Annotated in this window: 29 protein-coding genes and 1 pseudogene; 17 read left to right on the forward strand and 13 right to left on the reverse strand. The window is 60.4% G+C overall.

Going from position 1 to position 26,908, the window contains the following annotated elements:
* Window positions 1–3: 3 nt before the first annotated feature.
* From HBO19_RS05930 to HBO19_RS05940, 3 genes are read right to left on the reverse strand one after another with little or no spacing between them, the layout of a single operon-like run.
* Window positions 4–1,773, reverse strand: coding sequence for a Gldg family protein (locus HBO19_RS05930; RefSeq protein ID WP_346266479.1), 1,770 nt, complete (start codon window positions 1,771–1,773; stop codon window positions 4–6).
* A 37-nt stretch (window positions 1,774–1,810) separates the two neighbouring features.
* Window positions 1,811–2,536 carry an ABC transporter permease gene (locus HBO19_RS05935; protein WP_169952681.1) on the reverse strand — a complete coding sequence of 242 codons (726 nt, stop codon included), beginning with the start codon at window positions 2,534–2,536 and terminating at the stop codon, window positions 1,811–1,813.
* A complete protein-coding gene (locus HBO19_RS05940) occupies window positions 2,533–3,459 on the reverse strand; it encodes an ABC transporter ATP-binding protein (protein WP_170057053.1) in 927 nt (308 codons plus the stop codon). Before HBO19_RS05940 ends, HBO19_RS05935 begins: the two co-directional genes overlap by 4 nt.
* Before the next feature lie 300 nt (window positions 3,460–3,759).
* On the opposite strand from HBO19_RS05940, the gene HBO19_RS05945 reads away from it, so the two are divergent.
* Both HBO19_RS05945 and greB read left to right on the forward strand, forming a co-directional pair.
* Window positions 3,760–4,905, forward strand: a complete 1,146-nt coding sequence (locus HBO19_RS05945; RefSeq protein ID WP_178121056.1) for a hypothetical protein — start codon at window positions 3,760–3,762, stop codon at window positions 4,903–4,905.
* Window positions 4,906–5,044: 139 nt separating this feature from the next.
* Entirely contained in the window at window positions 5,045–5,518 is a 474-nt protein-coding gene (gene greB, locus HBO19_RS05950; protein ID WP_170057054.1) for a transcription elongation factor GreB, read from the forward strand.
* 70 nt (window positions 5,519–5,588) lie between these two features.
* Here greB and HBO19_RS05955 read toward each other — a convergent pair whose 3' ends face one another.
* Together HBO19_RS05955 and HBO19_RS05960 are read right to left on the reverse strand one after the other, a co-directional pair.
* Window positions 5,589–8,099, reverse strand: coding sequence for an ABC transporter permease (locus tag HBO19_RS05955; protein WP_170057055.1), 2,511 nt, complete (start codon window positions 8,097–8,099; stop codon window positions 5,589–5,591).
* The gene (locus HBO19_RS05960; protein WP_029297972.1) at window positions 8,099–8,782 is read right to left on the reverse strand and encodes an ABC transporter ATP-binding protein; all 684 of its coding nucleotides are present in this window, start codon (window positions 8,780–8,782) and stop codon (window positions 8,099–8,101) included. The genes HBO19_RS05955 and HBO19_RS05960 overlap by 1 nt, the downstream gene beginning before the upstream one ends.
* Before the next feature lie 10 nt (window positions 8,783–8,792).
* On the opposite strand from HBO19_RS05960, the gene HBO19_RS05965 reads away from it, so the two are divergent.
* From HBO19_RS05965 to HBO19_RS05975, 3 genes are read left to right on the forward strand one after another with little or no spacing between them, the layout of a single operon-like run.
* On the forward strand, window positions 8,793–9,398 hold the full coding sequence (locus HBO19_RS05965) for an arylesterase (RefSeq protein ID WP_169952673.1): 606 nt from the start codon (window positions 8,793–8,795) through the stop codon (window positions 9,396–9,398).
* Window positions 9,399–9,454: 56 nt separating this feature from the next.
* Window positions 9,455–9,751 carry a hypothetical protein gene (locus HBO19_RS05970; RefSeq protein WP_029297976.1) on the forward strand — a complete coding sequence of 99 codons (297 nt, stop codon included), beginning with the start codon at window positions 9,455–9,457 and terminating at the stop codon, window positions 9,749–9,751.
* A 59-nt stretch (window positions 9,752–9,810) separates the two neighbouring features.
* Entirely contained in the window at window positions 9,811–10,779 is a 969-nt protein-coding gene (locus HBO19_RS05975) for a L,D-transpeptidase family protein (protein WP_169952671.1), read from the forward strand.
* A gap of 134 nt (window positions 10,780–10,913) precedes the next feature.
* Here HBO19_RS05975 and oprI read toward each other — a convergent pair whose 3' ends face one another.
* Entirely contained in the window at window positions 10,914–11,165 is a 252-nt protein-coding gene (gene oprI / locus HBO19_RS05980; RefSeq protein ID WP_003172710.1) for an outer membrane lipoprotei OprI, read from the reverse strand.
* A gap of 614 nt (window positions 11,166–11,779) precedes the next feature.
* Here oprI and HBO19_RS05985 point away from each other — a divergent pair.
* Window positions 11,780–12,061: a GNAT family N-acetyltransferase gene (locus HBO19_RS05985; RefSeq protein ID WP_029297992.1), complete on the forward strand. Its 282-nt coding sequence runs from the start codon at window positions 11,780–11,782 to the stop codon at window positions 12,059–12,061.
* A 56-nt stretch (window positions 12,062–12,117) separates the two neighbouring features.
* On the opposite strand, the gene HBO19_RS05990 is transcribed toward HBO19_RS05985, so the two are convergent.
* On the reverse strand, window positions 12,118–13,194 hold the full coding sequence (locus HBO19_RS05990) for a 3-deoxy-7-phosphoheptulonate synthase (protein WP_099169512.1): 1,077 nt from the start codon (window positions 13,192–13,194) through the stop codon (window positions 12,118–12,120).
* A gap of 187 nt (window positions 13,195–13,381) precedes the next feature.
* Between HBO19_RS05990 and HBO19_RS05995 the strand changes: the two genes are divergently transcribed.
* From HBO19_RS05995 to cysB, 5 genes are all read left to right on the forward strand, one after another.
* Entirely contained in the window at window positions 13,382–13,717 is a 336-nt protein-coding gene (locus tag HBO19_RS05995; protein WP_346266478.1) for a thioredoxin, read from the forward strand.
* Window positions 13,714–14,676, forward strand: coding sequence for a putative 2-dehydropantoate 2-reductase (locus HBO19_RS06000; protein ID WP_170057056.1), 963 nt, complete (start codon window positions 13,714–13,716; stop codon window positions 14,674–14,676). The genes HBO19_RS05995 and HBO19_RS06000 overlap by 4 nt, the downstream gene beginning before the upstream one ends.
* Window positions 14,677–14,685: 9 nt before the next feature.
* Window positions 14,686–15,603 (forward strand): 5'-nucleotidase, encoded by a 918-nt coding sequence (locus HBO19_RS06005; RefSeq protein WP_169952665.1) that lies wholly within the window; start codon window positions 14,686–14,688, stop codon window positions 15,601–15,603.
* Between the two features lie 70 nt (window positions 15,604–15,673).
* Window positions 15,674–16,174 carry a universal stress protein gene (locus tag HBO19_RS06010; RefSeq protein WP_169952663.1) on the forward strand — a complete coding sequence of 167 codons (501 nt, stop codon included), beginning with the start codon at window positions 15,674–15,676 and terminating at the stop codon, window positions 16,172–16,174.
* Window positions 16,175–16,278: 104 nt separating this feature from the next.
* On the forward strand, window positions 16,279–17,253 hold the full coding sequence (gene cysB, locus HBO19_RS06015) for an HTH-type transcriptional regulator CysB (protein WP_010176165.1): 975 nt from the start codon (window positions 16,279–16,281) through the stop codon (window positions 17,251–17,253).
* Between the two features lie 5 nt (window positions 17,254–17,258).
* On the opposite strand, the gene HBO19_RS06020 is transcribed toward cysB, so the two are convergent.
* Window positions 17,259–17,741 carry a GreA/GreB family elongation factor gene (locus HBO19_RS06020; protein WP_170042812.1) on the reverse strand — a complete coding sequence of 161 codons (483 nt, stop codon included), beginning with the start codon at window positions 17,739–17,741 and terminating at the stop codon, window positions 17,259–17,261.
* Window positions 17,742–17,754: 13 nt separating this feature from the next.
* Window positions 17,755–18,123 (reverse strand): hypothetical protein, encoded by a 369-nt coding sequence (locus tag HBO19_RS06025; protein WP_170057057.1) that lies wholly within the window; start codon window positions 18,121–18,123, stop codon window positions 17,755–17,757.
* 132 nt (window positions 18,124–18,255) lie between these two features.
* Here HBO19_RS06025 and earP point away from each other — a divergent pair, with 132 nt between their 5' ends.
* Window positions 18,256–19,389: an elongation factor P maturation arginine rhamnosyltransferase EarP gene (gene earP / locus HBO19_RS06030; protein WP_170057058.1), complete on the forward strand. Its 1,134-nt coding sequence runs from the start codon at window positions 18,256–18,258 to the stop codon at window positions 19,387–19,389.
* A 49-nt stretch (window positions 19,390–19,438) separates the two neighbouring features.
* Complete coding sequence (locus HBO19_RS06035) at window positions 19,439–20,011, forward strand: elongation factor P (protein ID WP_170042815.1); 573 nt, start codon at window positions 19,439–19,441, stop codon at window positions 20,009–20,011.
* A 61-nt stretch (window positions 20,012–20,072) separates the two neighbouring features.
* On the opposite strand, the pseudogene HBO19_RS06040 reads toward HBO19_RS06035, so the two are convergent.
* Both HBO19_RS06040 and HBO19_RS06045 read right to left on the reverse strand, forming a co-directional pair.
* Window positions 20,073–20,252 (reverse strand): annotated as a pseudogene (locus tag HBO19_RS06040) (organic hydroperoxide resistance protein); the annotation flags it as partial.
* 38 nt (window positions 20,253–20,290) lie between these two features.
* Window positions 20,291–21,241, reverse strand: a complete 951-nt coding sequence (locus tag HBO19_RS06045) for a LysR family transcriptional regulator (RefSeq protein ID WP_170057059.1) — start codon at window positions 21,239–21,241, stop codon at window positions 20,291–20,293.
* Between the two features lie 110 nt (window positions 21,242–21,351).
* Here HBO19_RS06045 and HBO19_RS06050 point away from each other — a divergent pair, with 110 nt between their 5' ends.
* Window positions 21,352–22,101, forward strand: coding sequence for a sulfite exporter TauE/SafE family protein (locus HBO19_RS06050; RefSeq protein ID WP_169952650.1), 750 nt, complete (start codon window positions 21,352–21,354; stop codon window positions 22,099–22,101).
* On the opposite strand, the gene HBO19_RS06055 is transcribed toward HBO19_RS06050, so the two are convergent.
* The gene (locus HBO19_RS06055; protein ID WP_169952647.1) at window positions 22,091–22,972 is read right to left on the reverse strand and encodes a LysR family transcriptional regulator; all 882 of its coding nucleotides are present in this window, start codon (window positions 22,970–22,972) and stop codon (window positions 22,091–22,093) included. The two genes, HBO19_RS06050 and HBO19_RS06055, sit on opposite strands and share 11 nt — an antisense overlap.
* A gap of 70 nt (window positions 22,973–23,042) precedes the next feature.
* Here HBO19_RS06055 and HBO19_RS06060 point away from each other — a divergent pair, with 70 nt between their 5' ends.
* Together HBO19_RS06060 and HBO19_RS06065 are read left to right on the forward strand one after the other, a co-directional pair.
* Window positions 23,043–23,249: a DUF1127 domain-containing protein gene (locus tag HBO19_RS06060; RefSeq protein ID WP_169952645.1), complete on the forward strand. Its 207-nt coding sequence runs from the start codon at window positions 23,043–23,045 to the stop codon at window positions 23,247–23,249.
* A 43-nt stretch (window positions 23,250–23,292) separates the two neighbouring features.
* Complete coding sequence (locus HBO19_RS06065) at window positions 23,293–24,525, forward strand: winged helix-turn-helix domain-containing protein (RefSeq protein ID WP_170057060.1); 1,233 nt, start codon at window positions 23,293–23,295, stop codon at window positions 24,523–24,525.
* Between the two features lie 89 nt (window positions 24,526–24,614).
* On the opposite strand, the gene HBO19_RS06070 is transcribed toward HBO19_RS06065, so the two are convergent.
* Window positions 24,615–25,961 carry a 3-deoxy-7-phosphoheptulonate synthase class II gene (locus HBO19_RS06070; RefSeq protein ID WP_169952641.1) on the reverse strand — a complete coding sequence of 449 codons (1,347 nt, stop codon included), beginning with the start codon at window positions 25,959–25,961 and terminating at the stop codon, window positions 24,615–24,617.
* Between the two features lie 142 nt (window positions 25,962–26,103).
* On the opposite strand from HBO19_RS06070, the gene HBO19_RS06075 reads away from it, so the two are divergent.
* Complete coding sequence (locus tag HBO19_RS06075; RefSeq protein ID WP_169952639.1) at window positions 26,104–26,859, forward strand: spermidine synthase; 756 nt, start codon at window positions 26,104–26,106, stop codon at window positions 26,857–26,859.
* The last annotated feature ends 49 nt before the right edge of the window (window positions 26,860–26,908 follow it).

Consider the following 26,908-nt stretch of genomic DNA (forward strand, 5'->3'; position numbering starts at 1 on the left):
CGCTCAGTAGAACGCTGCGGCAGGCGGGTGTTGGCGACGGCGACGCGAGACGAAGATCCCCAAGCCCAACAGGCTTACGATCAGCGCAACGGTGATGCTGGTGAGCACCACCACGCTGAGCTCCAACTGGCGGACGCTCTTGTAGGCCGTATTTTCCAAGGTGTGAAGCTCCATGCGTAATCGCAGGCGTTCTTTGTTCAGCGCCTGCAACAGCGCGCTCGAAGGGACAGCCTGCCCCCCCAGCATTGATGGCGGCGTGTTCAGCGATTGCCATTCCTTTTCTGCCTGGTCCAGGCGTTGTTCCAGCAGGGCCGCCTTTTTTCGGTAGGTCTGTGCAGCCTCGTTGCGCAGCCGGTCCAGCAACCCGGGTGGTTGCTGGTCACTCGCACGCGGGCTGATCGCGCGCAGCATGTCGGGTGCTGCGAGGTTGTCCAGGGTATTCAAGACAAACCTGGCATTGCCTGGACGCGGCGCTTTTTGCCCGTTGGCATTGCGTGGGGCCAGCCAGACGCGATCGCTGAGCAGGTCAATGTCGGCAACCACAACTACTTGGATATTCGTGGCCTTTTGCAGCGTAGCTTTCTGGCCGTTGATACCGTCCGCAAACGCGGAATAGGCGGGCCCTTCGATACGGGCGGCGATTACATTCCTCCGACCACGATTGGCCGCCTCGCCGAGCATGGCGTCGAAAGCGTCCTTTTGAGTGAAACGTGCCCCATCGAACGTGCTGGCTTGCTCGGAACTTTGCAGGAGCGGGGTGAAGGTGGTGCGGCTTTTTTTCAGTGGTATGAGTGTGCCGGGATTTAACAGCGTCACACTGTCGACGCCCCAGCTACTGATATCGTGCTGCGCCATCGCCTCTCTGGGCAGGGTAATTGCCCCGGGGTGGCGTACAGGCGGCTGGCCGCTGGTCATGACTACCGGGGTTGCATAGAGGCTGTCCGCCAATACCATATTCGCCGGCATCTGCACGCCCCAAGCCGCGAGCAGGCTTTGCTGGATGGCGGTGTGGGCGGTCGAGTCCAGATCGTTCAGCGGGTCGATAAACATCATCAACCTGCCCCCTGCCAGGACAAATTGGTCAATGGCAAAAAGTGTCTGTTGCGCCAGTCGAGCGGGTTGGACGACCATCAAGGTCTTGATGTGTTCGGGGATGCGCGGGATGTCGTTGCCCAGGCTCATCAGGTTGAAATGGCTGCGCAACTCCTTGAGCAGCTGCCACGGCGGCGCGGTGGCCTGATTGAGCTCGTCCCGGCTGCCATCTATGGGTAATCCGGAGATCAGCCCGATAGTCGGTTGCTCCTGGCGGGCGACGTTGTGGATCAGGCGGCTGATCTCATATTCCAGGAAGTCCGCTTGGCTGGGGTCGAACCTTTCGATTTTCTGCGGCTCCTGGTTTGCACGGATGCCGATCAGGCCAAACAGTCCTTGTTTACTGTCCAGTCCCAATACCTGCGCCTTATATTCATCTTCGGAAAAGGGCCGGGGGTCGATCAGGTGCAGATTGATGTTGCCGTTTGCCGCGCTCTCATAAGCCTTGAGCAGCATTGCGATGTGTTCGCCATGATTGTTCAAAACTTCACTTTTACGGGGGTGGCTGGCGTTGAAAAAGTACAGGTCCATGGGCATTTCAAGTGTCGCGAGCAGGGCATCGGTGGAGGGAGACAGGGTATGGATTTGGTGCCCGGAAAGGTCCAGGCGATAGTTGGGCAGTTTCAGGACCCAGACCAGATTGAAGGCGAGAAAAAGCAGGGCGATGACGACCAACGTCACGCCAAAGTTTATAAGGTTCCTCATGGGATATCCGTTCTCAGCCTTTTCTGAAATTTAAAGTGAGGGTGGTTGCAGTGAGGAAAGCGATGATCATGCTGACGAAGTACGAGGTGTCCTGCAGCGTCAACAGGCCGCTGTCGATGGCGCTGAAACGTAGCCGTGGATTGAGTGAGATCAAACTGTCAATAATCCAGATCGGTGTCTGATGGGCCAGCATATCCAGCACGGATGATAAAGTGCTGGTTATTAATAGCAACGTAAGGGTGAGGCTGAAGATAATCAGTCGGTTACAGGCCAGTACGCAGATAAGACCGGAGAACGAAAGATAGGCCCCAGCCAGCAGCCAACTCCCGATACATTGCGCGAGGATCGTTGAGTTGTCCGCCGGGGCCAGATAGTTGATGGCAATAATCAGCGGAAAGTTTAACAGCAGGGTCAGGGCACACAGGACCCATGCGGCGAAAAATTTGCCCAATGTCAGTTCTAATGCGGAAACTGGCAGGGTGTTGGTAAAGACCAGTGCAGTGTCTTTATGCTCATCCAGCCAAAGTAATGTGGAAATAAATGGAATGAAAATTAGATAGAGCCAGGGATGGAACTGAAAAAAAGCATGTAAATTAGTCGGGGCTTTATCTAAGAAGTGTCCTACATAAAAACCCAGCGCAGCATTGGTCAGCAGGAAGAGTGCGATGCCGAAGTAAGTGGCTGGGCTCGACAAGTAACTGCTGAGTTGGCGCTTGAATATCACGGGTAGACGTTTCAATTGGGTGCCTCCTGGCTCATATGGTGGATGACATCGCTTAGGCGTCCCGGCTCAATGCTCAAGGCGTTGATCTTCCAACGACGATTGGCGACCAGGGCATTGACGTGGGGATAAATGATTTGCCCCGGCATCGCGAGTACCGTCACGCTGCCGTCGGCATGCCGGTCTTCTTCAATACCGGCCACCCCAGGAAGTACGGCCAGCGCCAGCAGGTCCAGGGGAGCATCGGCGGCCAGGGTGATTGCCTGGTAATGACGCGAGCTGCGCAGCAGTTGCGTGACCGGGGCATCAGCCAGTAGGCGGCCTTCGGCCAGGACCAGCGCCCGCTGGCAGATCGAGGAAAACTCCTCGGGGTTACGCGAGGCGATCATCACGGTCATGTCTTCGGTCAGTGACTGGATGAGCATCCCGACCTTATGTTTTTGCAGGGCGTCCAGGCCTTCGGTGGGTTCATCGAGCAGCAGCAGCTTGGGGTCATGCACAATGGCCTGGGCCAGTGCCACTTTGCGTCGGTGCCCCGCAGGCAAGGCGGCGACGGGTGAGTTGAGTACCCGCCATAGCTCCAGGCGGGTGATGGCGCGATCCACCATCTTGCGTTTTTCCAGGCCCCGGAACCCACGAACTTCAGCCATGAAACCCAGAAAGCTCTTAACCTTCATGCTGCCATGGCTTAGTGCGGATTCAGGCTGGTAACCTATTATCTTTCTGGTCTTTATAGGGTGTGTGGATATAGCCAGATCGTATATTTTTATATTTCCGGAAGTTGCCGGAATGCCACCTGAAAGTAGTTTTAGTAGGGTGCTTTTGCCGGCGCCATCATGTCCGAACAATCCTATGCATTCCCGGGGCTGAGCGCTGAATGTCAAGTTGTCGAGGATCGTAGTGCGTCCGGCTTTCTTTGTTAGATTTGTTATTTTGATCATTATTCTTTTCTGCTTGGTTGTTTGCCAGGACGCGCCAGGTTGGACACGGCCTCAATTAACCTGTGTCTTCAGGCTGCGAGTTGCCAAAGGTTTAAGATGAAAAGTATTGATCTGCGGCATTGTTAAAAAATGGTACGTTCAATGGGGGCGCTTGGAAACGCTAGGACGCGCGAATAAGGTAAGTCCTACATGTGCCCCAATCACTCGCTGAAACAATTGCATTGCTCTTGGTGTGGTGTTGATTTTTGATTTTATAGATGGCGTGTATATGAAGTACTACCGTAATGGAGTTCGACACTCATGATGCTTCTACGTACTCTTGTTCTTGAACACTCTGGTCATGATTCCCCGGTTAACGGTGCATTGCTCTGTTGTTTTGCGGTACCGCAAATCGCATCGAACTTTCTTGTCTATAGCCTGGATGAAGAGGTCGAGCCCGGAAGCTCCCGGGTCTATCTCGCCGCCTTGCGCAAAAAAGCCGAGCGGTATTTTCTTGGAGGCATCGAGTCCAAGGAGAGCCTGCAACTGGCAATGAGCGTCCTCAAGCAGATCATCACCCTGGCCACGGCATCTGGCGCTAAGGATGGCAACGCCTCAGAGTCGCAGGTGCCTTATCACTTCATCGACCTGAAGGGCAGCAAGCTGCCGACGGCTCGGCCGGAGGATCACCATTCGCTGATGATCAAGAAAGCATTGGTGATGAAGGTGATCACCCTTGGGACGTCAGTCATTGGCTTGCCCGCGATTGAGAGCACCGAGTTGATTGTGCCGTCTATTCGCTTCTCATCAAAAATGGTGTCGCCACCCGGTATAGCAAGTCATGCGGAGGATTTGCCGCCTGAGTCCCAGGAAGAACCGCCGGTGGTGGTGCCCGCCATCCGGGCCGTTGAGTCCTTGCCATTGCCGACGCCAACCGCCCCCGTTCAGCAGGTGCAGGAGCGGCCACCTGTAGTCGCGGATCAGTCGACCCTGGTTGAAGTAGACACCACCCTGACCAATCTGGCCCGAGTGGCACATGAGTTGACGCAGCAAAAGCGCGCGGTGCTCCAGCAACAGGAGGAGTTGGAGGAACAGCGCAGCCAGTTGCTCCAGGAAAAAGCAACATTGGAGCGGGCTCACCAACAAGTCAGCGCCCAGGAAGTTACCTTGCAACAGCGTACAGAAGCCTTGGATAGCCGCGAGGCAAATCTGGTCCGGGATACGCAGTTGCAGGAGGCGGAACAACGGCGCCTGGAAGATTGGGCGCGACAGCTGGAAGATGAGTCGTTCAGGCTACAGGCCCATGACAGGGCATCCCAACAGCAGGCTGAACAGTTGGCGAATGGCCTGGGGCAATTGTCGGGTTTCAGGGGGGATCTAAAGGCGTTGCTCTATCGCCTGGATGGAACCTTGTTTCCTGTGGGAAAGGTCGAGCAGGAGCCGGGCAACGTGCCTAGGGCCGACTGACCTGAGGGAATCAGGCCTGGCTACTTTTTGGCGTTCATTTATTATCAAACCTGACCGGTTGCCGGCAGCCAGCCAGTGCATCCGTGGCTGATGCAAGGCTGGTTTGAACCAATGGATATTTCCTGGGGATGTGACGCTTTTGAGTACCAAGCTGATTACCAAAGAAGGTCATGAGGCGCTGAAGAAAGAGCTGGATTACCTGTGGCGAGAAAAGCGTCCGGATACTACGCGCAAGGTGACCTGGGCCGCTTCGCTGGGAGACCGCAGCGAGAACGCCGACTACCAGTACAACAAGAAGCTGCTGCGCGAAATCGATCGCCGGGTGCGTTACCTGCGCAAGCGCCTGGAAGACATGCGGGTGGTGGAGTACATGTCCGAGCAGGAGGGCAAGGTGTTCTTCGGGGCCTGGGTGGATATCGAGAACGAGCAGGGCGAGACCAAGCGTTTCCGGATCGTGGGTTATGACGAGATCTATGAGCGCATGGACTACATCTCCATTGACTCACCCATGGCCAGGGCCTTGTTGCGCAAGGAGGTGGACGATGAGGCCATTGTGCAGACGCCAGGCGGCGAAGTGTGCTGGTGGATCACCGGCATCGAGTACATCACGTAGGAGCCGGCTTGCCGGCGATGGCGCCTGCAAGATTGCCGTCCCGGCTCCCAGAGGGGAGCCGGTTTTTTCCTCAGCCTTCGCGCAGTACCGCCAGCGGGCTGGCGTTCAACGCGCGGCGGGTGCCGAATACCCCGGCACCGCCGATCAGCACGGCGCCGATCAGCGGAAGCACTAGCAGCCACGGGTGTGGGTGCCAGACCAGGTCGAAGGCATAGCGATACAGCACCAGGGTCACCAACTCGGTACCCAGCGCCGCCAGTAGTCCGCTGACCGCCCCCAGCAGCCCGAACTCGATACGCCGGGCCTTGACCAGCAACTTGCGTTCCGCCCCCAGGGCGCGCAACAGGGCACCCTGGCGAATGCGCTCGTCCAGGGTGGCCTGCAGGCCGGAGAACAGCACCGCCATGCCCGCCGCCAGGACGAACAGCAGCACGTATTCCACAGCCAGCGTGACCTGGGCCAGGATGCTGCGCAGTTGGGCCAGCAGTGCCTCGACCTGCAGGATGGTCACTGCCGGGAAAGCCCGGGACAGATCGACGATCTGCTGGTCATGCCCGGCGGCCAGGTAGAAGCTGGTCAGGTACGTGGCCGGCAGGTCTCTCAAGGTGCCCGGTTGGAAAATCATGAAGAAATTGGGTTGGAAGTTATCCCAGTTGATTTCCCGCAGGCTGGTGACCCGAGCCTCACGGTTTTCCCCACCAACGGTGAAGATCAGGTGGTCGTTGAGCTTGAGCTTGAGGCTTTCGGCGACCTTGGCTTCTACCGATACTCCAGGTATTTCATCGCCCGGCTGATCCGCCCACCAGGCGCCCGATGTCAGGGTGTTACCAGGGGGCAGGTCCGCCGCCCAGGTCAGGCTCAGGTCCCGTTGTATCGCACGATCGCCACTGGAATCCTTGCTGACTATTTCCTGCACCGGCTCACCGTTGATGCTGATCAGGCGCCCCGGCACCACCGGATACAAGGGCGCGGCCTGGGCCTGCAGTGCAAGCAGGCGAGCACCGAAGGCATCCTTGTCGGCCGGCAGGATGTTGAGGGCGAAATAGTTGGGTGCATCCTTGGGCAACTGGTTCTGCCAGGTGTCGAGCAACTCGCCACGCAGCAGGGCGATCAAGCCCATCGACAGCAGGATCAGGCCGAACGCCAGGGACTGGCCCGCCGCCGCCAGCGGGTGACGCAACAACTGGCCCAGCCCCAGGCGCCAGGGCAGGGCGGCGCGCGCCAGCAGGCGGCGCAGGCTTTGCAGCAGCAACAGCAGCAGGCCACCGAGGATCAGCGCGGCGATCACCCCACCGCCCAGCAGGGCGAAGGTCAGCACCAGGTCCAGGCTCAGGCGCCACATGATCAGGCCCAGGGCAAACAATGCCGCGCCATACACCATCCAGGTACTGGAGGGGATCGGCAGCAAGTCGCGGCGCAGAACCCGCAGCGGCGGCACTCGGCCCAGGGCGGCCAATGGCGGCAAAGCGAAGCCGGCCAGGGCCACCAGCCCGGTACCGATGCCGGCGACAGCGGGCAGCAATCCGCCGGGTGGCACGTCTGCCGGCAGCAGATCATGCAACAGGTAAAACAGGCCCAGTTGCGCGAGCCAACCCAGCGCCGCACCGGCGAGGCTGGCCAGCAAGCCCAGGACGGTCAGTTGCAGGCTGAACAGCAGCATGGTTTCCCGGCGCGACAGACCCAGGCAGCGCAACAGCGCACTGGCGTCGAAGCGGCGGCTGGCAAAGCGGTTTGCCGACAGGGCCACAGCCACCCCGGACAACAGCACAGCGACCAGGCTGGCCATGTTCAGGTAGCGCTCGGCCTTGCCCAGGGCGCCGCCGATCTGTTGGTTGCCGTCCCGTGCGTCTTGCAGGCGCTGGTTGGCGGCCAGCCCCGCGGTGATCTGATCGCGGTAGGTTTGCAGGGCGGTGCTGGCTTGTTGCGCGCGCCACAGTTCGCGGTAGCTGACCCGGCTGCCCGGCTGGACTACGCCGGTGGCCTCAAGGTCGGCCAGGTTGATCATCACCCGTGGGGTGAGGCTATAGAAGTTGCCCGCCCGGTCTGGCTCATAGGTGAGCACCCGGGCCAGGCGCAGGGTTTTCATGCCGACATCGATACTGTCGCCGACTTTCAGGTCCAGTGCCGTCAGCAGGCGTGCCTCGACCCAGGCCTCGCCGGCTTTCGGCCCGCCGCCCGAGGTTTCTTCGGCGAAGGGTTCGGCCGCGCTTTTCAGTTGGCCGCGCAGCGGGTACTGCTCGTTGACCGCCTTGATACTCGATAACTGAATGCCGTTGTCAGTGGCGATAACGCTGGAGAATTCCACCACCCTGGCGTGCGTCAGGCCCAGTTGTGTGCCGCTGGTTATCTGCTCGGGACGGGCTGGGGAACTGCCCTCCAGCACCAGGTCGGCGCCAAGGAACTCGGTGGCGCGCAGCAGCATCGCACCGTTGAGCCGTGCACCGAAGTAGCCGATGGCAGTGCTGGCGGCCACCGCCACCAGCAGGGCGAAGAACAGCACACGCAATTCACCGGCGCGGGCATCGCGCAGTAATTGGCGTAGGGCAAGGCTGAACAGACGCAACAGCGGCAATCGTGCCATCAAGGCTCCAGGGGCTCGACCATCAGGCCGGCTTCAAGGCGGATCAGGCGTCGGCAGCGATGGGCCAGGCGCTCGTCGTGGGTCACCAGCACCAGGGTGGTGCCGTTCTCTTTATTGAGCTCGAACAGCAGGTCGCTGATGCGTTCGCCGGTATGGCTGTCGAGGTTGCCGGTGGGTTCATCGGCAAACAGTACGTCCGGCTCGGCCGCGAACGCCCGGGCAATCGCGACCCGCTGTTGTTCGCCACCGGAAAGCTGGCGGGGCGAATGGGTCAGGCGCTGGCCCAGGCCGACCCGCTCGAGCAAGTGCCGGGCGCGTTCGCGGGCATCCTTACGACCGTCCAGCTCCAAGGGCAGCATGACGTTTTCCAGGGCATTGAGGCTGTCGAGCAATTGGAATGACTGGAACACAAAGCCGACGTGTTCGGCGCGGATACGTGCCCGTTGGTCCTCATCGAGGACGCTCAGGGCCTGGCCGGCGAGGGTGACTTCACCGCTGCTGGGCAGGTCGAGCCCAGCCAGCAGCCCAAGGAGCGTGGATTTTCCGGAACCGGAGCTGCCGACGATAGCCAGGCTATCGCCCTTGTTCAGTTCCAGGCTCAGTTCGTGCAGGATGGTCAGTTCACCTTCCGCGCTGGGAACCACTTTGCTAAGGTTCTGCGCGGTGAGAATGCATGCGCCCATGGAGAATCCGATGCGAATATGGTTTTTGAGTGCTGGCCTGGCCCTGATGTGCATGGCCCAGAACGCAGCGGCGGGTACTGTCCTGATCGTTGGCGATAGTATCAGTGCCGGTTTCGGCCTGGATACCAGCAAAGGGTGGGTAGCACTGCTGGAGCAACGGCTCAAGAAGGAGGGTTTCGACGATAAGGTGGTCAATGCCTCCATCAGCGGCGACACCAGCGCCGGAGGCTTGGCGCGGCTGCCGGCGGCGCTTGCAGAGCATAAGCCGGACGTGGTGGTGATCGAGTTGGGCGGCAACGACGGCTTGCGCGGGCAGCCTCCAGCGCAATTGCAACAAAATCTTGCGTCGATGATTGACCAGTCCAAGGCCGGTGGCGCCAAGGTGTTGCTGCTGGGGATGCAGTTGCCGCCCAATTATGGCCCGCGATATACCACGGCATTTGCTGAGGTCTATGGTGTGCTGGCCAAGGAAAAAAACGTCCCGCTGGTGCCGTTTTTCCTGGAGGGCGTGGGTGGCCATCCGGACATGATGCAGGCTGATCAGCTGCACCCGGCAGTCGGTGCCCAGGCCAAGTTGCTGGAAAATGTCTGGCCGACGCTAAAACCGCTGTTATGACGCTTTTCTAGCAGCGGCCTTTCGGCTAAGGTGGCGCCCCCGATTTGGAGCCCCCGATGTCGTCGCGTCCCGCCTGGTCCCTGTTTGCCTACCAACTGATCGAGCCCGACGAGCAGTTGGATCTGTTCGCCTGCCAGGAAGTGAAGGTACACCTGGTGACGCGCCAGCTGGAACTGGGCGGTACCATCGACCGGACGCTCTGCGGCACATTGCTGCCAGCCCAGCCACGCTGGTCCTCGGTGGATCGCTCGATCTTCCAGGACCAGCGCCTGTGCCCCTTGTGCCGGGCGATTCTCGAATCGCAAAAACGTGGTACGCCGCCTATCTGGCCTGAGCTGCGCTTCGAGCTTTAAGGGCAGGTACACGCTACAATCGCCATTTTACCCCCGTCGATCTGCGAAGGATTTTCCGGATGTTGTCGCGCTTGCCTGTCGTCACCCGTTGCCTGTCTCTCGCTGCCTTGTGTGCAGCCGGTCCTGTCGCGGCCCTGCAACTGCCCCTGCCGCCGCCGGGTGAAGACATTGTCGGCCAGGTCCAGGTGATCAAGGCCAAGTACGAAGACACCTTTGCCGACCTCGGTGCTACCTATGACCTGGGCTATTCGGAGATGGTCGCGGCCAACCCCGGCGTGGATGCCTGGTTGCCGGGGGCTGGGGCGGAGATTGTGCTGCCGACCCGTTTCATTTTGCCACCGGGTCCCCGGGAAGGCATCGTGATCAACCTGGCCGAGTACCGTCTGTACTACTACCCCAAGGGCCAGGACGTGGTGTACACCTTCCCGTTGGGGATCGGTCGTGAAGGCTGGGGCTCGCCGATTGCCCATACCAGCATCATTGCCAAGACCCCCAACCCGACCTGGACCCCGCCCGCGTCGATCAAGGCCGAGCACGCGGCAGACGGCGACCCGCTGCCCAACGTGGTACCGGCCGGTCCCGACAACCCCCTGGGTCCGTTCAAGTTCACCCTGGGGACGCCGGGCTACCTGATTCATGGCTCCAACAAGAAGTTCGGCATCGGCACCCGTACCAGCCATGGCTGCTTCCGCATGTTCAACAGCAACGTGCTGGAGATGGCCAAGATGGTTCCGGTGGGCACGCCTGTGCGGATCATCAATGATGCCTACAAGTTCGGTATCAGCGGCGGCAAGGTCTACCTGGAGGCGCACGCGCCCTTGAATGACGACGGTACGCCGTCGGTGGTCGACAAGCACACCGCTGTGATCAACGCCATGCTTAAGCGTGAAGACCTGGCCAATAACCTGCGGGTCAACTGGGATGAGGTGCGTGATGTGGTGGCGGCCGAAGATGGCTTGCCTGCGCAAATCGGCGAGCCGGGCACGGCGCCGATGGTCAGTAGCATGCCGGTCGATCTGCAGCAGTAGTGACTGGTGCCAGACGAAGCCCGCCACGGATTGCCCCTGGCGGGCTTTTTATTGCCTGGAATCTGAAGCCCAATCCCGGGCAATAAAAAGCCGATCCAAAAATGGATCGGCTTGATAACAACCCCGAAGGATTATTACTTGCGGCTAGCTTTTTCAAGCATGCGCAGAGCGCGCTCGTTAGCTTCGTCAGCAGTCTGTTGTGCTTTTTGAGCAGCAGCCAGAGCTTCATCAGCTTTACGGTAGGCTTCGTCTGCACGAGCCTGGGAGCGAGCTGCTGCGTCTTCAGTTGCAGTCAGACGAGCTTCGGTTTCTTTGGAGACGCTGCTGCAACCGGTAGCCAGAACTGCGGCCAGAGCCAGAGCAGAGAATTTCAGAACGTTGTTCATCGTGTTCCCCTTCAAGGACTTTCTATTTAATGGCTAGTATCTCAGAGTGAGCTAATAGCCGGCGTACATACTACCCATTACTTGTAGTAAGTAAACTGACGTAGCGCAAGAAGCAAAAAAAATTCTTGTGCCGAATCTATTTTGGCTAATCTTTAGCGAGTTTGTATAAAAAATATCCAGTTTTTGCTGCGCGGTCAAAGATTGGATCCAGGCTGAAAGCGCCGCCTGGCAAGTGTTAAACGTTGTAAGTCGATGTCAATTTATATATCTGCGCCAATACTATTGTTCAGATTGTCCAGACGCTGATGGGCATCTTTCGCGCATGTAGAGGTGACTTTAAAAGCGGTGGTTCGTCTCAAGCTTCAACTGTCGGCAATGTTCAGGCTATCGACCACAGGATGTTCGATCAGCCCTTTCTATGTCCGCCAGCCCGATGGTTGACGAGCGTCTCTTGAGCAATGACAGGATTGGTGCCTACTATTCCTTGGTGCGGGGCGTGAGTACTGTAGGGCTTTTCTCGTTGTCGAAACCGGCACGGGGTGGCGTAGATGTTCCTTCGCCGGAAAAACATCGGTAAGGTAGGGGTCAGAAACCAAGACCCGCGAGGAGTAGTGATGAGCGAGGCGTTGTCCATCCACCATGACCAGGCTGGTCATCAGTTCGAGACCAATGTGGACGGTCATCGTGCCTATCTGACCTACATGGACCTGGGGAAGCAGACCCTGGATATCTACCGCACGTTTGTGCCCAATGCCCTGCGTGGGCGTGGCATTGCCGCTGCGTTGACCGAAGAGGCGCTGCAATACGCCGAGAGCATGGGCTATACGGTAATCCCGTCCTGCTCCTACGTGGAGCGCTACATGGAGCGCCACCAGCGCCACGCCGCGAAGCTGTAAAAGCCAGCATGCAGGCATAAAAAAACGCCGGGCTTAGCCCGGCGTTTTTGTGTGCGTCAGGTGCGTTTGCGCTTGGGCAATACGTCCTTGAGCTTGGCGTGCATGCTGCGCAGGGTGGTCTCGGTGGCGGACCAGTCGATGCAGGCATCGGTGATCGATACGCCGTATTGCAGGTCGGCCAGATCCTTGGGAATCGCCTGGCAGCCCCAGTTCAGGTGACTCTCGACCATCAGGCCGATAATCGACTGGTTGCCTTCCAGGATCTGGTTGGCCACGTTCTCCATCACCAGCGGCTGCAGGGCCGGGTCCTTGTTGGAGTTGGCGTGGCTGCAATCGACCATGATGTTCGGCTTGATCTTCGCCTTGCTCAGGGCCTGTTCGCACAGGGCCACGCTGACCGAATCATAGTTGGGCTTGCCATTGCCGCCACGCAGTACCACGTGGCCATAGGCGTTGCCCTTGGTGGTGACGATGGACACGCCACCTTCCTGGTTGATCCCCAGGAAACGGTGCGGGCTGGAAACCGACTGCAGCGCGTTGATCGCCACGGTCAGGCCGCCATCGGTCCCGTTCTTGAAACCCACGGCCGAGGACAGGCCAGAGGCCATTTCGCGGTGGGTTTGCGATTCGGTGGTACGCGCACCGATCGCCGACCAACTGATCAGGTCCTGCAGGTATTGCGGGGAAATCGGGTCCAGGGCTTCGGTGGCCGTTGGCAGGCCCATTTCAGCCAGGTCCAGCAGCAGCTTGCGACCGATGTGCAAGCCGTCCTGGATCTTGAACGAGTCGTCCAGGTACGGATCGTTGATCAGGCCTTTCCAGCCGACGGTAGTGCGCGGCTTCTCGAAATACACGCGCATCACCAGGTACAGGGTGTCGGACACTTCCGCCGCCAGCACTTTGAGGCGCTCGGCGTACTCGTGGGCAGCCTTGAGGTCGTGGATCGAGCAAGGGCCGATCACCACGAACAGGCGGTGGTCAGTGCCGTCGAGGATGTCACGAATGACTTCGCGGCCCTTGGTGACGGTCTGCAGGGCAGCGTCGCTCAAAGGGATTTCGCGCTTGAGCTGATCGGGCGTGATCAGGGTCTCGTTGGATTCGACGTTTAGGTCGTTGATCGGTAAATCAGCCATCGTGTTACTCGTCAGGGTCACGGGTGCCGGCCGCCAGCGAACCCCGTGCGGCGGAGCACAGCATGATTTAAATGCAGCGGGGAGCCGAACCTTAGCGCGTACAAGCCTGCTCGACAATGGGCAATTGCGCGCGTTGTCGTGCGGCCTGATAGTGTGTTGCCTGGTTGAAGGTCGTGGTGCAGATCGAGTGAAAGCGTTTGAATTGACGGATTTGGATATCGACCAGCAGTTGTTGGCGCTACCTGGCGCTTCGCTGCTGGTATTTACCGGCGCTGGCTGTGCCAGTTGCCGCTGGGCACGCCAACAGATGCCGGGGTGGAACCTGCCGGTTGCGCGCATCTGCTGGGTCGACGCTGGGCATAATGGTGGCGCAGTGCAGCGTTACGGGATCTTTCATTTGCCGGCCATATTTGTAGTGTGCGAGGGTCAACTGCACGGTGCGCTACAGGTTGGCCTGAACGCCGGCGAGCTCAGTGCCGCTATAGATGAGGCGCTCAAACAGGAACCAGAGGAGTTGCCATGACGAATGCAGTTGAGCCAGGGCCACGCATTGGGATTATCGGCACCGGTGCCATCGGTGGTTTTTACGGGTTGATGCTGGCGCGCGCCGGGTTCGACGTACATTTCCTGCTGCGCAGTGAGTTCGCAGCGGTCAGTGAGCGCGGCTTGCAACTTAATAGCGCGGTGCATGGCGCCTTGAGCCTGCACCCGGTCCAGGCCTACGCCAATGCGGCCGACATGCCGCCTTGCGACTGGCTATTGGTGGGCACCAAGACCACCGGCAACGTTGAACTGGCGCCAACCATTGCCCAGGTGGCGGCGCCCGATGCCAAGGTTGTCCTGTTGCAAAATGGCCTGGGTGTCGAAGATGGCCTGCGCGAGCATCTGCCGCCGTCCCTGCATTTGCTTGGCGGTCTTTGTTACATCTGCGTGCACCGTTCCGGGCCGGGGATCGTCGAGCACCAGGCCATGGGCCGGGTCAGCCTTGGCTATCACAGCGGCAACGCGACGGATGATGCTGTACGCCGCCAGGCGATTGTCGAGGAGGGCGCGGGCCTGTTCCGCCAGGCCGGGATCGACTCCCAGGCCATGCCAGACCTGGACCAGGCGCGCTGGCATAAACTGGTGTGGAATGTGCCGTACAACGGCCTGTCGGTGTTGCTCGGTGCCAATACCTCGCAGTTGATGGCCGACGAATCCAGTCGGGAGTTGATCCAGGGCCTGATGGCCGAAGTGGTGCAGGGCGCCCACGCGTGCGGCCATGAGATCGCGCCGGGGTACGCTGAGCAGATGTTCAGCATGACCGAGCGTTTGACGGATTACTGGCCCAGCATGTATCACGATCACCTGCACCAGCGCCCCCTGGAACTGGCCGCGATCTACGCCCGCCCGCTGGCCGCCGCCCGGGCCGCCGGCTGCCAATTGCCGCGGATGCAGGCGCTGTATCAGGCCTTGGGCTTTATTGATCGACGCAAGAGCTGAGGAGCAGACATGGCCAAAGGCATGAGCGACAAACTGGTACTGGCGATTTCCTCGCGGGCCCTGTTCGACCTGGGCGAAAGCCATAAGGTTTACCTGGCCCAGGGCGTCGAGGCCTACCGCAAATACCAGATCGACCACGAGGAAGAAATCCTTGAGCCGGGGGATGCCTTCCCCCTGGTCAAGAAACTCCTGACCCTCAATGCCAGCCTCGGCCGTGCGCGGGTCGAAGTGGTGCTGGTGTCGCGCAACAGTGCCGATACCGGCCTGCGCGTGTTCAATTCGATCCAGCACTACGGCCTGGATATTTCCCGCGCAGCCTTTGTCGGTGGGCGTAACCCCCACCCTTATCTGGCGGCGTTTGGCAGCCACCTGTTTCTCTCGACTCACGCCGAAGATGTGCGCAGCGCGCTGGATGCCGGTTTTGCGGCAGCGACCATTTTGTCCGGCGGCGCCCGTCGCGCGTCCAGTGCCGAGCTGCGGATTGCCTTTGACGGTGACGCGGTGCTGTTCTCCGACGAGTCCGAGCGCGTCTACCAAAGTGGCGGCCTGGAAGCCTTCCAGGCCAGCGAGCGGCAAGCGGCCCGCGAACCGCTACGGGGTGGGCCATTCAAGGGATTCCTGGCGGCCCTCAATCTGTTGCAGCGCGAGTTCCCCGATGAGTCATGCCCGATCCGCACGGCGCTGGTGACGGCACGTTCGGCGCCGTCCCACGAGCGGGTGATCCGCACCTTGCGTGAGTGGGATATCCGCCTGGACGAGTCGCTGTTTCTCGGTGGCCTGGAAAAATCAGCGTTCCTTGAAGCGTTCGCTGCCGATGTTTTTTTTGACGACCAGGCCGGCCATTGCGAAAAAGCCAGGGAGGTCGTGGCCACCGGACATGTGCCCCATGGCGTGAGCAATGAGCCCAAAGTCCAGGTCCAGAGCTAAGTTCATCGCAGTCGCGGAGGCGCTGCTAAGCTGAAACAATCCCCGCCATCCTGGCAGTCCAGGAGGTTCTATGATTCGGTCGATGTTGTATGCCTCAGACCTGGGTGTGTATGCGCCTTACGTGATGCAACATGCGCTGGCGATGGCGCGTACGTTCAAGGCGGACCTGTATGTGATTCATGTGGTGGAGCCGATCGGACTGTTCGCAGAATCGGTGCTGCAAACCTATCTTGATGAGCAGGCCTTGAGCGAATGGCAGAGCCAGGGGCTGAACACGGTAATGGCGAACATCGAACAGCGGGTGCTGGACAGTTTTCGTGAAGAGTTGCAGGACGGCGAGCAGGACTTGCAGGCGATTCGTTCGGTGCGGGTGATCCAGGGGGACCCCGCCCAAGTGATTCTCGACCAGGCGCAGAAACTCTCGGTGGATTTGTTGATCGTAGGAAGTCATAGCCAGGGCGCAGGAATCTCGACCCCGTTGGGGCGGACGGCGGCGCGGGTGTTGCAGTTGTCCCAGGTGCCGGTGTATCTGGTGCCTTTGTTGCAGCGTCGACGCAGTGAAGATGTGTGATGGGGCGTAAACGATAAAAAGTTCTAGATTTATCAATCCAACCTTTAATATAGTTATATACCGTCGCTGATATCCGTGGCGTCTATCTGCTTTGAGGGACACATATGAAGCTTCAACAACTGCGCTACATCTGGGAAGTGGCGCACCACGACCTCAACGTTTCCGCCACGGCTCAAAGCCTCTACACCTCGCAACCGGGTATCAGTAAACAGATCCGCCTGCTCGAAGATGAATTGGGCGTCGAAGTGTTCGCCCGCAGCGGCAAGCACCTGACCCGTGTCACGCCTGCCGGTGAGCGCATCATCACCACTGCCGGCGAAATCCTGCGCAAGGTCGAAAGCATCAAGCAGATCGCCCAGGAATTTTCCAACGAGAAAAAAGGCACCCTGTCGATTGCCACCACCCACACCCAGGCCCGTTACGCGCTGCCGCCGGTGATCAGTTCGTTCATCAAGCAGTACCCGGACGTGGCCCTGCACATGCACCAGGGGTCGCCGATGCAGATCGCCGAGATGGCGGCCGATGGCACCGTCGACTTCGCCATCGCCACCGAAGCCCTGGAGCTGTTCGGTGACCTGGTGATGATGCCGTGCTATCGCTGGAACCGCTGCGTCGTGGTGCCCCAGGGCCACCCACTGGCCAAACTGCCGAAGCTGACCCTAGAAGCGCTGGCGGAATACCCGATTGTGACCTATGTGTTCGGCTTCACCGGCCGCTCCAAACTCGACGAAGCCTTCAGCCATCGCGGCCTCACGCCAAAAGTAGTGTTCACTGCGGCTGATGCCGACGTGATCAAGACCTACGTGCGCCTGGGCCTGGGCGTCGGCATCGTGGCCAAGATGGCCGTCGACACCAAGCTCGACAGCGACCTGGTGGTGCTGGATGCCAGCGAACTGTTCGAGTCCAGCGTGACCAAGATCGGCTTCCGTCGGGGCACGTTCCTGCGCGGCTTCATGTGCGATTTCATCGAGAAGTTCGCCCCACACCTGACCCGTGAAGTCATGGCCAAGGCGATCCAGTGCCATAACAAGCAGGAACTCGAAGAACTGTTCGACGGCGTTGAACTGCCGGTTCACTGATCGGCCTAGCGGGCCTCGGTCACCACGAATTGTTGCCGGGCGCCTGCCACCAGAATCTCCACCTCATCGCCCTCGAACTTGCCCAGCAGGCTTTTGCCCAGCGGCGAGCGAGGGGTGATGACGGTCACCAACTGTCCTACTACATAGACTTTCAGGCCTGCCGCGTCCGGCGCGAGGAACAGCCATTGCTGACGGCCGTTGTCATCTTCCAGGCCGAGCAGGGCGCCCACCTCGATCCCCCGTTGTTCCTCGTAGGGCCGCAGGTTGAGGTTCTGGCACACCACCAGTGACTGCTTGATTTCCTCGACGCGCTTGGCTTGCCCGGCGGCCAGGTAAGAGGCTTCCAGGCCCAGGGTGTCGTACTTGTTCTCGGCGATGTTTTCTTCGTGGGTTGCGGTTTCGTAGGCGGTTTGCGCGGCGCGTTGCGCCACATCCAGGTCGGCGGCGAGTTTTTCCAGGATCAACTGGAGGACGGCGTGTTTATTCATGGGGGCTTACAGCTCAATCACAAAATTGCAGGACGTTGGCCCGGCTCTTGTCGTTGGGGGCGTTCTGGTCCTGCTGGAGCCAGAACTGGCATTTGGGGTTGGCCAGGTTGCGCGGGTTGTCCCGGGCCTGATCCAGCGCCTGTTGTTGTTCCTGCTTGTGCAGGTTTTGCTGGTATTGCTCGAACATCCGGTTTGGCGGCTCTGGGGTTGCGGCTGGCGGCTTGCCCAGTTGTTGAACGGCCTGGGTGACGGCGGCCACGGGTTGTTCAAGCAGGTAGCGCGAGGCCAGCCAGCCTGTCAGCGCGATGGCGACAAAGCCCAGCCACAGGCCCAGGGCCACGGCAATACTGAGTTTGAACATCGACAACGGACGATCGGACATGACGGCCTCCTGGCGGGCGGTTGCGGCAAGCTTTGGATTGTCGCACAGCCTGTGTGCAGAATAATCGCGATCAACCCTTCTGCCTGGCGGCATTTATGCGGACAATCGAGCCTTTGACTGATGGAGCCCGGAATGAAAGCCCGCTGGGATATTTTTTGCAGCGTCGTCGACAACTACGGCGACATTGGCGTGACCTGGCGCCTGGCCCGGCAACTGGTGGCAGAACAGGGCTGTGCGGTGCGACTGTGGGTCGATGACCTGCGGGCATTCGAGCGCATGTGCCCCGAGGTGGATGTGCAGTTGGCGCAGCAGTGGCGCGAGGGTGTGGATGTGCGCCACTGGCCCGCAGACTGGCCGGCCACGCCGACGGCGGACGTGGTGATCGCCGCCTTCGCCTGCCAATTGCCACCGGACTACATGGAGGCCATGGCAGCCCGCGAGCGCATGCCATTGTGGATGAACCTGGATTACCTGAGTGCCGAGGAGTGGGTGGTCGGCTGTCACGGTCTGCCATCGGTCAAGTTCAAGGGCGTGCAAAAGTACTTCTTCTTTCCAGGCTTCCGTCCGGGCACAGGCGGCTTGCTGCGTGAGGCCGGGTTGATCGAGCGGCGTCAGGCGTTTCAGGGTGATCCCCAGGCCCAGCAACAGTTCCTACAGTGCTTGGGTGTTTTTCCGGCGGTGGGCGCGCGGTTGATCTCGCTGTTTGCCTACGAAAATGCCGGCCTGGCCAGTTGGCTGCAGGTATTGGCAGCGGACGGGCAAGCCACCCATCTGCTCGTGCCGGAAGGGCGCATCCTCGGCGATGTGCAGCGCTGGCTGGGAGTGGAGGCATTGGCGGCAGGGGATATTCATGTGCGCGGTATGCTGACGGTGCAGGTGCTGCCGTTCGTGCGCCAGGAGCAGTACGACCGCTTGCTGTGGTGCTGCGACTTCAATGCCGTGCGCGGTGAAGACTCCTTTGTGCGCGCGCAATGGGCTGGGCGCCCGTTGCTATGGCATATCTACCGCCAGGATGAAGACATTCACCTGGACAAGCTCGATGCGTTCCTCGCGCTGTACACCCAGGACCTGTCTGCACCCGCGAAAACTGCGCTGATTGCCCTATGGCAGGCCTGGAACACGGATAGCGACATGGCCTCAAGCTGGGAAACCGTGCTTGAACATTGGCCGGAACTGACCGTGCATGCCGAGAAATGGTGTCTGGAACAGGCCTCGCAGGCTGATCTTGCGACGGCGCTGGTACAGTTTTATGAAAATTGGATATGATACGCCACCTTGATTTTTGTCAATCCCATCCAAATTTCGGATATATGCAATGAAAACTGGTAAAGAACTGAAACCCGGTACCGTAATTAAGATCGACAACGATCCATGGTTGGTTCAAAAAGCTGAGTTCACCAAATCGGGCCGTAACAGCGCGATCATGAAGACCAAGCTGAAGAACCTGCTGACCGGTTACAAGACCGAAACCGTTTACAGTGCCGATGACAAGCTGGAAGACGTGATCCTCGACCGCAAGGAAGCGACCCTGTCCTTCATCAGCGGCGACACCTACACGTTCATGGACACCACCGACTACACCATGTACGAACTGAACGCTGAAGATATCGAAGGCGTTCTGCCGTTTATCGAAGAAGGCATGACCGACGTCTGCGAAGCTATTTTCTTCGAAGAGCGTCTGGTTTCCGTAGAGCTGCCGACCACCATCGTGCGTAAGGTTGCCTACACCGAAGGTTCCGCTCGCGGTGACACTTCGGGCAAAGTGATGAAGCCTGCCAAGCTGGCTAACGGTACCGAACTGCAAGTTGCTGATTTCATCGAAATCGACGACATGATCGAGATCGACACCCGTGAAGGTGGTTCGTACAAAGGTCGCGCCAAGAAGTAATTCTGGCGTCACTGATAAAAAACCCGGCCAAGAGTCGGGTTTTTTTATGCCTGCTGGCCAGTCACACGGTGATATGCAAACGCACATCGACATTGCCACGGGTCGCGTTGGAGTACGGGCAGACCTGATGCGCGGCGTCCACCAGGCTTTGCGCTTCGTTTTACTCCCGTCCGTGGAGGGATACGTAAAGGTCGATATCCAGGCCAAAACCACCGGGAATCTGGCCGATGCCTACATGAGCGGCGAACAGTTGCTCCGGGTTGCTTGCTACAGCAGCAGTCAGCCCCAGCCACTTTGCAACGCCAGATCCCACGGTGGGACGGGGCTGAAACGGCTCTTGAGGTACTCCAGCAGCAGGCGGCTGCGCGCGTTGGCCTGCTGCTCCAGGCGCAGGGCGTAGATGCCGGCACTTTCTGCGGTCGGTAGGCCATTTTCGCAGAATAACGGCACCAGTTCTCCGCGAACCAGGTATTCGCTGGCCAGCCAGGTAGGCAGGTGAGCGATGCCCAGCCCGGCCAGGGCACCGGACAGCAAGGCTTCGGCATTGTTGGCACTCATGCGGATACGCTGCGGACGGTAAATGTTCTTGCGCCCATCAAGTTCAAAGCGCCAGGCGAACATCGGCGCCAGGCCTTCCCAATCCAGGCCGTCGTGTTCGTTGAGCTGGCTGGGATGGGTCGGTGTACCACGGTTTTTCAGGTAGGTTGGGCTGGCACAGGCGATTCGCACAATGCTGGCCAAGGGTGTGGCGATCAACCGCGTGTCGACGATATGCCCCGCGCGCAGCACCAGGTCCACCTTGCCCAGGTGCTCGCCCTGCATGTCGACAAAGCTGTCGATCAGATGCAGGTGTACGTCCAGGCCCGGGTAGACCGTCAGGAAGTCCGCAATTGCCGGCGCCAGGTGTCGCCGGCCAAACGCGGCGGGTGCGTCCACGCGAATCAGGCCTTCGGGCGCATGGCTCAGCGACACGGCCTCGGCCCGAGCCAATTGCAGCTCCCGCACAATCCGCCGCGCGCGCTCGGCAAACGCGAGCCCGGCAGGGGTGGGCAATACCGCATGAGTACTGCGCAGGAACAGTTGGCTGCCCAAGGTGCTTTCCAGGCTGTCGATGCGCCGGGCCACGGCGGAGGGGGTCAGCGGATGGCGTCGCGCGGCTGCGGAAAAACTGCCGGCCTCCAGCACATCGAGAAACAGTCCCAGTTGATCGGTCAGGGTAGTGGGGCTCATAGGGCGCTCGCTTGTGCGGATTTGGCATAGCCATTGTGCGTTGCTATGCGTATCCATGCCAGAGTGGACTGCGTAGCATGCAGGGCTTGAGACAGTGCAGGGGTGTGGTTGTGGTGGATATGGCGATGTATGTGGTGCTGGGCATAGCCCTGGGTACCGTGGGCGGGCTATTTGGCATTGGTGGCGGGCTGATCGCGATTCCGGTGCTGGGCGTGCTGTTTGGCCTGGATCAGCAGATTGCCCAAGGCACGGCGCTGGTGATGGTCGTACCCAATGTGATGCTGGCGCTGTGGCGTTATCACCAGCGCAATCGCATTGAGCTGCGCCATGCCTTGCCGCTTGGAATCACGGGTTTTTGCTTTGCCTGGCTGGGGTCGATCTGGGCGGTGGGCATCGATGCGGGCGTGATGCGCATTGGCTTTATCGCATTTTTGCTGGCCCTGTCGGCATACAACCTGTTGCGCATGGTCACCAGCAATGCGCCACCTTCTGCGCAGATGCGCTATTCCTGGCCATGGCTGGGTGTGTTGGGCGCGGCGTCGGGATCCATGGGAGGCCTGTTCGGTGTCGGCGGCGCGGTGGTTGCAACGCCGGTCTTGACCAGTGTGTTCGGCACCACCCAGGTGGTTGCCCAGGGCCTGTCCCTGGCACTGGCCTTGCCCAGTACCGGGGTGACCCTGGTGACCTACGCATGGCACCAGGAAGTGGACTGGCTGATCGGCGTGCCCCTGGCGGTCGGCGGGCTGCTGAGTATCAGTTGGGGGGTGAAAATCGCCCACGCATTGCCAGAGCGCCTGCTGCGCGGTCTGTTCTGCGGCTTCCTGGTGGTGTGCGCGGTGATGTTGACCTTTAAAGTCTGAAGCCGTCGAGGATGTACTCGGCCAGGCATTCGGTGATGGGCGAGGTCATGTTCGGGTTGCGCAGCAGGCGCAGGTTGACCGTATGCAGCGGGCCGAAACCTTCGTCGCTGCCAAGTATGCGCAGGTCTTCGGTGACCAGGCTTTCCATCATGACCGTCACCGCCAGCCCGGCTCCGACCACTGCCTGGATCGCCGCGCCGTTGGAGCTGTGATAGGCCAGGCGGTACTCGCGCCCCACGGCGTCCAGCGAGGCGCGGGCCCATTGCGTGCAAAAGCTGTCCAGGCCGGCGATCGCCAGGGGTAGGGTCTCGTGTTCATCCACGCAGAAGCACGGTGACGCTACCCAGACCATGCGCTCGTTGCGCAGCAGTTCGCCGATTTCATTTCCCGGTTCGCGGCTGACCACCGTCAACGCCAGGTCACGTCGCTGCATCAACACTGGCGTGCCTTCGCAGTGCATCTCGATCTGGATCAGCGGGTAGGCCTTGGAAAAGCGCTTGAGGATACCGGGCAGGTAGCGCATCACGTAGTCGTCCGGCGTGCCGATGCGCACCAGCCCGACCATATGCGGCTCGCGCAAGGTATTGAACACCTCGCTGTGCAGCTTCAGGATGCGCCGCGCATACCCCAGCAACACCTGGCCCTCGGGCGTGAGCCGGACCTGCCGGCCGTCGCGCTCGAACAGCTTGCGTTGCAGCACGTCCTCCTCCAGGCGCTTCATTTGCATACTCACCGCCGACTGGGTGCGATTGACTTTCTCGCCGGCGCGGGTGAAGCCACCTTGGTCGGCGATGGCGACGAAGGTGCGCAGCACGTCGGTATCGATGCTCGGGTAGTGGTTCAATTGATCAATCTCAGAGATGTATTGCATAAGAAACATTCGTTGGATTGATCATAGTCCTGGGCACAGACTTTAGTCATCCCCACTGGAGGGCGAGATGATGAAAGGCCAAAAAGGTTATGTGTTGCTGGTGAGACGTCCATTCGCCGGGCTGTTTCAAAGGGTATTTCGTTGGTACGCCATGCAGCGCGAGCGTCAGGTGCTGGCGCAAATGAGCGATGACTCACTCAAGGATATTGGCTTGACCCGGGCCGATGTCGAGCAGGAACGCCACCGCCATTTCTGGAACGACCCGTTGGGTAAATGACCGGCATCGCGCTACAGTTCGCGGGCGCAATCAGGAGATGCACATGCCCGCAGAACTGAGTTTTTCCCTCAAGCAGGCGCGCCGCCTGGCACTGGCGGCCCAAGGCTTTTCCGGGCGCCAGCCGCCCGCGCAGATCAAGGCCGCCCAGGTTAACCGTGTGATCGAGCGCCTGGGCGTGTTGCAGATTGATTCGGTCAATGCCGTGGTGCGCTCCCACTACCTGCCGCTGTTTTCCCGCCTGGGCAGTTACTCGCCGTTGTTGCTCGAGCAGGCGGCCTGGAGCCAGGGGCGCCAGCGCACGTTGTTTGAGTATTGGGGGCATGAAGCCTCGCTGCTGCCCATGGCCCTTTATCCACTGATGCGCTGGCGCATGCAGCGTGCATCTGAGGGGCAGGGGATCTATCAGCAGATGGCGCGTTTTGGTCGCGAGCAACAGGCCACTATCCGCCGCGTGCTGGCCATCGTCGAGCAGCAGGGCGCGTTGGGCGCGGGCAGCCTGTCGACCCGTGAAGAGCGCGCCGGGCCATGGTGGGATTGGAGTGATGAAAAGCACGCGCTGGAATGGCTGTTTGCCGCAGGCCTGGTGACGGTGGCCGGGCGCCGTGGTTTCGAGCGCCTGTACGACCTGCCGGAGCGGGTCATCCCGGCGGCGATTCTGCAACAGGCGCCCTTGAGTGAACACAGCGCCCAGCGTGGCCTGCTGCGGCATGCCGCGACGGCGCTGGGTATCGCTACGGAAAAGGACCTGCGCGATTACTTTCGCCTGGACCCAGCAGACAGTCGTGGGCGCCTCGCCGAATTGGTCGAGGACGGGCAATTGCAGGTGTGCCAGGTCCAGGGCTGGAAACAGCCAGCGTATTGCCTGCCCGAGCCAACCGTCCCGCGCAAGGTCGCGGCCAGTGCCTTGCTGTCGCCCTTTGATTCATTGATCTGGGAGCGTAGCCGTACCGAGCGCCTGTTCGACTTTCGCTATCGCCTGGAAATCTACACCCCGCAGGACAAGCGGGTGTACGGCTATTACGTGCTGCCGTTCCTGCACAACGAACGGATCGCCGCACGGGTGGACTTGCGCGCCGAGCGAGCCAATGGCCGGCTGGCGGTGCATGCCGTGCACGAGCAAGAGCCGGGGTTGGATGAGGCGGGGATGTTGGCGCTGGCATTGAACCTGCGGCAGATGGCGGATTGGTTGGGGTTGGAGCAGGTGCAGATCAATTGTCAGCGGCATAGCGCGACCCGGTTGCGGGTGGCGATGCTGGCACTGGAGGCTGGCAGATAGGGCGCTATCGCGGGCACGCCCGGCTCCCACATTGACCACGGTGGGAGTCGGGTTTGCCCGCGATAGCGGTGGATCAGGCCACGCCTGCCCTAGCGTTTGACCTGCTTGAGCGTCTCGGCAATCAAGAACGCCAGCTCCAGCGACTGATCGGCATTCATCCGCGGGTCACAATGGGTGTGGTAGCGGTCCGACAAGCCATCCTCGGTAATCGGCCGCGCGCCACCGATGCACTCGGTGACATTCTGCCCGGTCATTTCGATATGAATCCCACCGGCATAAGTGCCTTCGGCTTCATGGACCTGGAAGAATTCCTTCACTTCGCTAAGGATCTGCGCGAAGTCCCGGGTCTTGTAGCCGCTGCTGGCCTTGATGGTGTTGCCATGCATCGGGTCGCTGCTCCACAACACCTGCTTGCCTTCGCGCTGCACGGCGCGGATCAGGTCGGGCAGGTGATCGCCGACCTTGTTGGCGCCCATGCGCGCGATCAGGTTCAGGCGGCCGGGGTCGTTATCCGGGTTGAGGATGTCGATCAGGCGAATCAGGTCGTCGGGGTTCATGCTCGGGCCGACCTTGACCCCGATCGGGTTGTTCACCCCGCGCAGGAACTCGACGTGCGCGCCATCGAGTTGGCGCGTGCGGTCGCCGATCCACAGCATATGGGCCGAACAGTCGTAGTAATCGTTGGTCAGGCTGTCACGACGCACGAAGGCTTGCTCGTAATTGAGCAGCAGTGCTTCGTGGGCGGTGAAGAAGCTGGTCTCGCGCAATTGTGGCGAGCTGTCCATGCCGCAGGCGCGCATGAAGGCCAGGGTCTCGTCGATACGGTCTGCCAGTTGGCTGTACTTGTCGGCCAGGGCGGAGTTGGCGATAAAGTCCAGGTTCCACTTGTGCACCTGGTGCAGGTCGGCAAAACCGCCCTGGGCGAAGGCGCGCAGCAGGTTCAGGGTGGCGGTGGACTGGTGATAGGACTGCAACAGGCGGTCGGGGTCCGGGACGCGGCTTTTCTCGTCGAAACCAATACCGTTGACGATGTCGCCACGGTAGGCAGGCAGGGTGATGCCATCGATGGTTTCATCGTTGGCCGAGCGCGGCTTGGCGAACTGGCCGGCCATGCGCCCGACTTTGACCACCGGACAGCCTGCGGCGAAGGTCATGACAATGGCCATCTGCAGCAACACTTTGAAGGTGTCGCGGATTTTCGCGGCAGAGAACTCGGCAAAGCTCTCGGCACAGTCGCCACCTTGCAGCAGGAACGCGCGACCCTGGGTCACCTCGGCAAACTGGCGGCGCAGCTCCCGGGCTTCGCCGGCGAACACCAGCGGCGGGTAGCTGGCCAGGCTCTGCTCGACCTGCAGCAAGTGCGCGGCGTCGGGGTAGCGGGGTTGTTGCTGGATCGGCAGGGCGCGCCAGCTGTCGGGGCTCCAGGGTTGGCTCATCGTGAACTCGAATGAATGTCGGGAGCGTGCATGTTATCAGCAATTAGTGCGTGACCTGCTGGCGCCGCTTGGCCGACAATCGCGCCTTTCCCGCTTGCTACCAGGCGGCTTGAACCCGTGCCCGGGCCCATTAGGAGATGAAATGACTGAGGAGCGCGTCGAGCGCCTGTTGGCTGAGGTCCATGATGACTTCGGCTTGATCCGTGTGCTGGAAGTGGCTGACTACCGCTTTCTCGAGTTTGGCGATGCCATCGAACAGAGCTGTGTGTTCACTGCCGACCCCAGCTGGCTGGAGTACGACTACACCCGCGCCATGTTGATTGGCGCCTTGTGCCATGAGCAGCCCGAAAGTGCGCTGTTTCTTGGCCTGGGGGCTGGGACGCTGACCCAGGCCTGCCTCAAGTTCCTGCCGCTGGAAGACGTCGAGGCCATTGAGCTGCGCCCGGATGTGCCGCGCCTGGCCATTGAATACCTGGGGCTGGATGATGATCCACGGCTGTACATCCGTGTTGGCGATGCCCTGGAATTGCTGGAGACAGCGGAGCCGGCGGACCTGATTTTCGTCGACTTGTATACCGATGTCGGGCCGGGGGTTGGTCACCTGGCCTGGACTTTCCTGGAAAACTGCCAGAAGAAGCTCAATCCGGGTGGCTGGCTGGTGATCAACCAGTGGGCCACCGATGATGGCAAGCCCCTGGGCGCTGCGTTGTTGCGTGGGCTTTATCATCGACATTACTGGGAGTTGCCGGTGAAGGAGGGCAATGTGATCCTGATCGTGCCGGCGGACCTGGACCAGACGCTGGACCTGGCGGCGGTTTCTGCGCGGGCCGAGGCGCTGGCGCCGCGCCTGGGGTATTCGTTGCAGGCGTTGATCAAGGCGGTTCGGCCGGCGACTTAGGTGCCTGCACTGGCCTCATCGCGGGCAAGCCCGCTCCCACATTTGTTCT

The sequence above is a fragment of the Pseudomonas sp. WS 5021 genome, assembly GCF_012985535.1.
In the GTDB taxonomy this organism is placed as follows: Bacteria; Pseudomonadota; Gammaproteobacteria; order Pseudomonadales; family Pseudomonadaceae; genus Aquipseudomonas.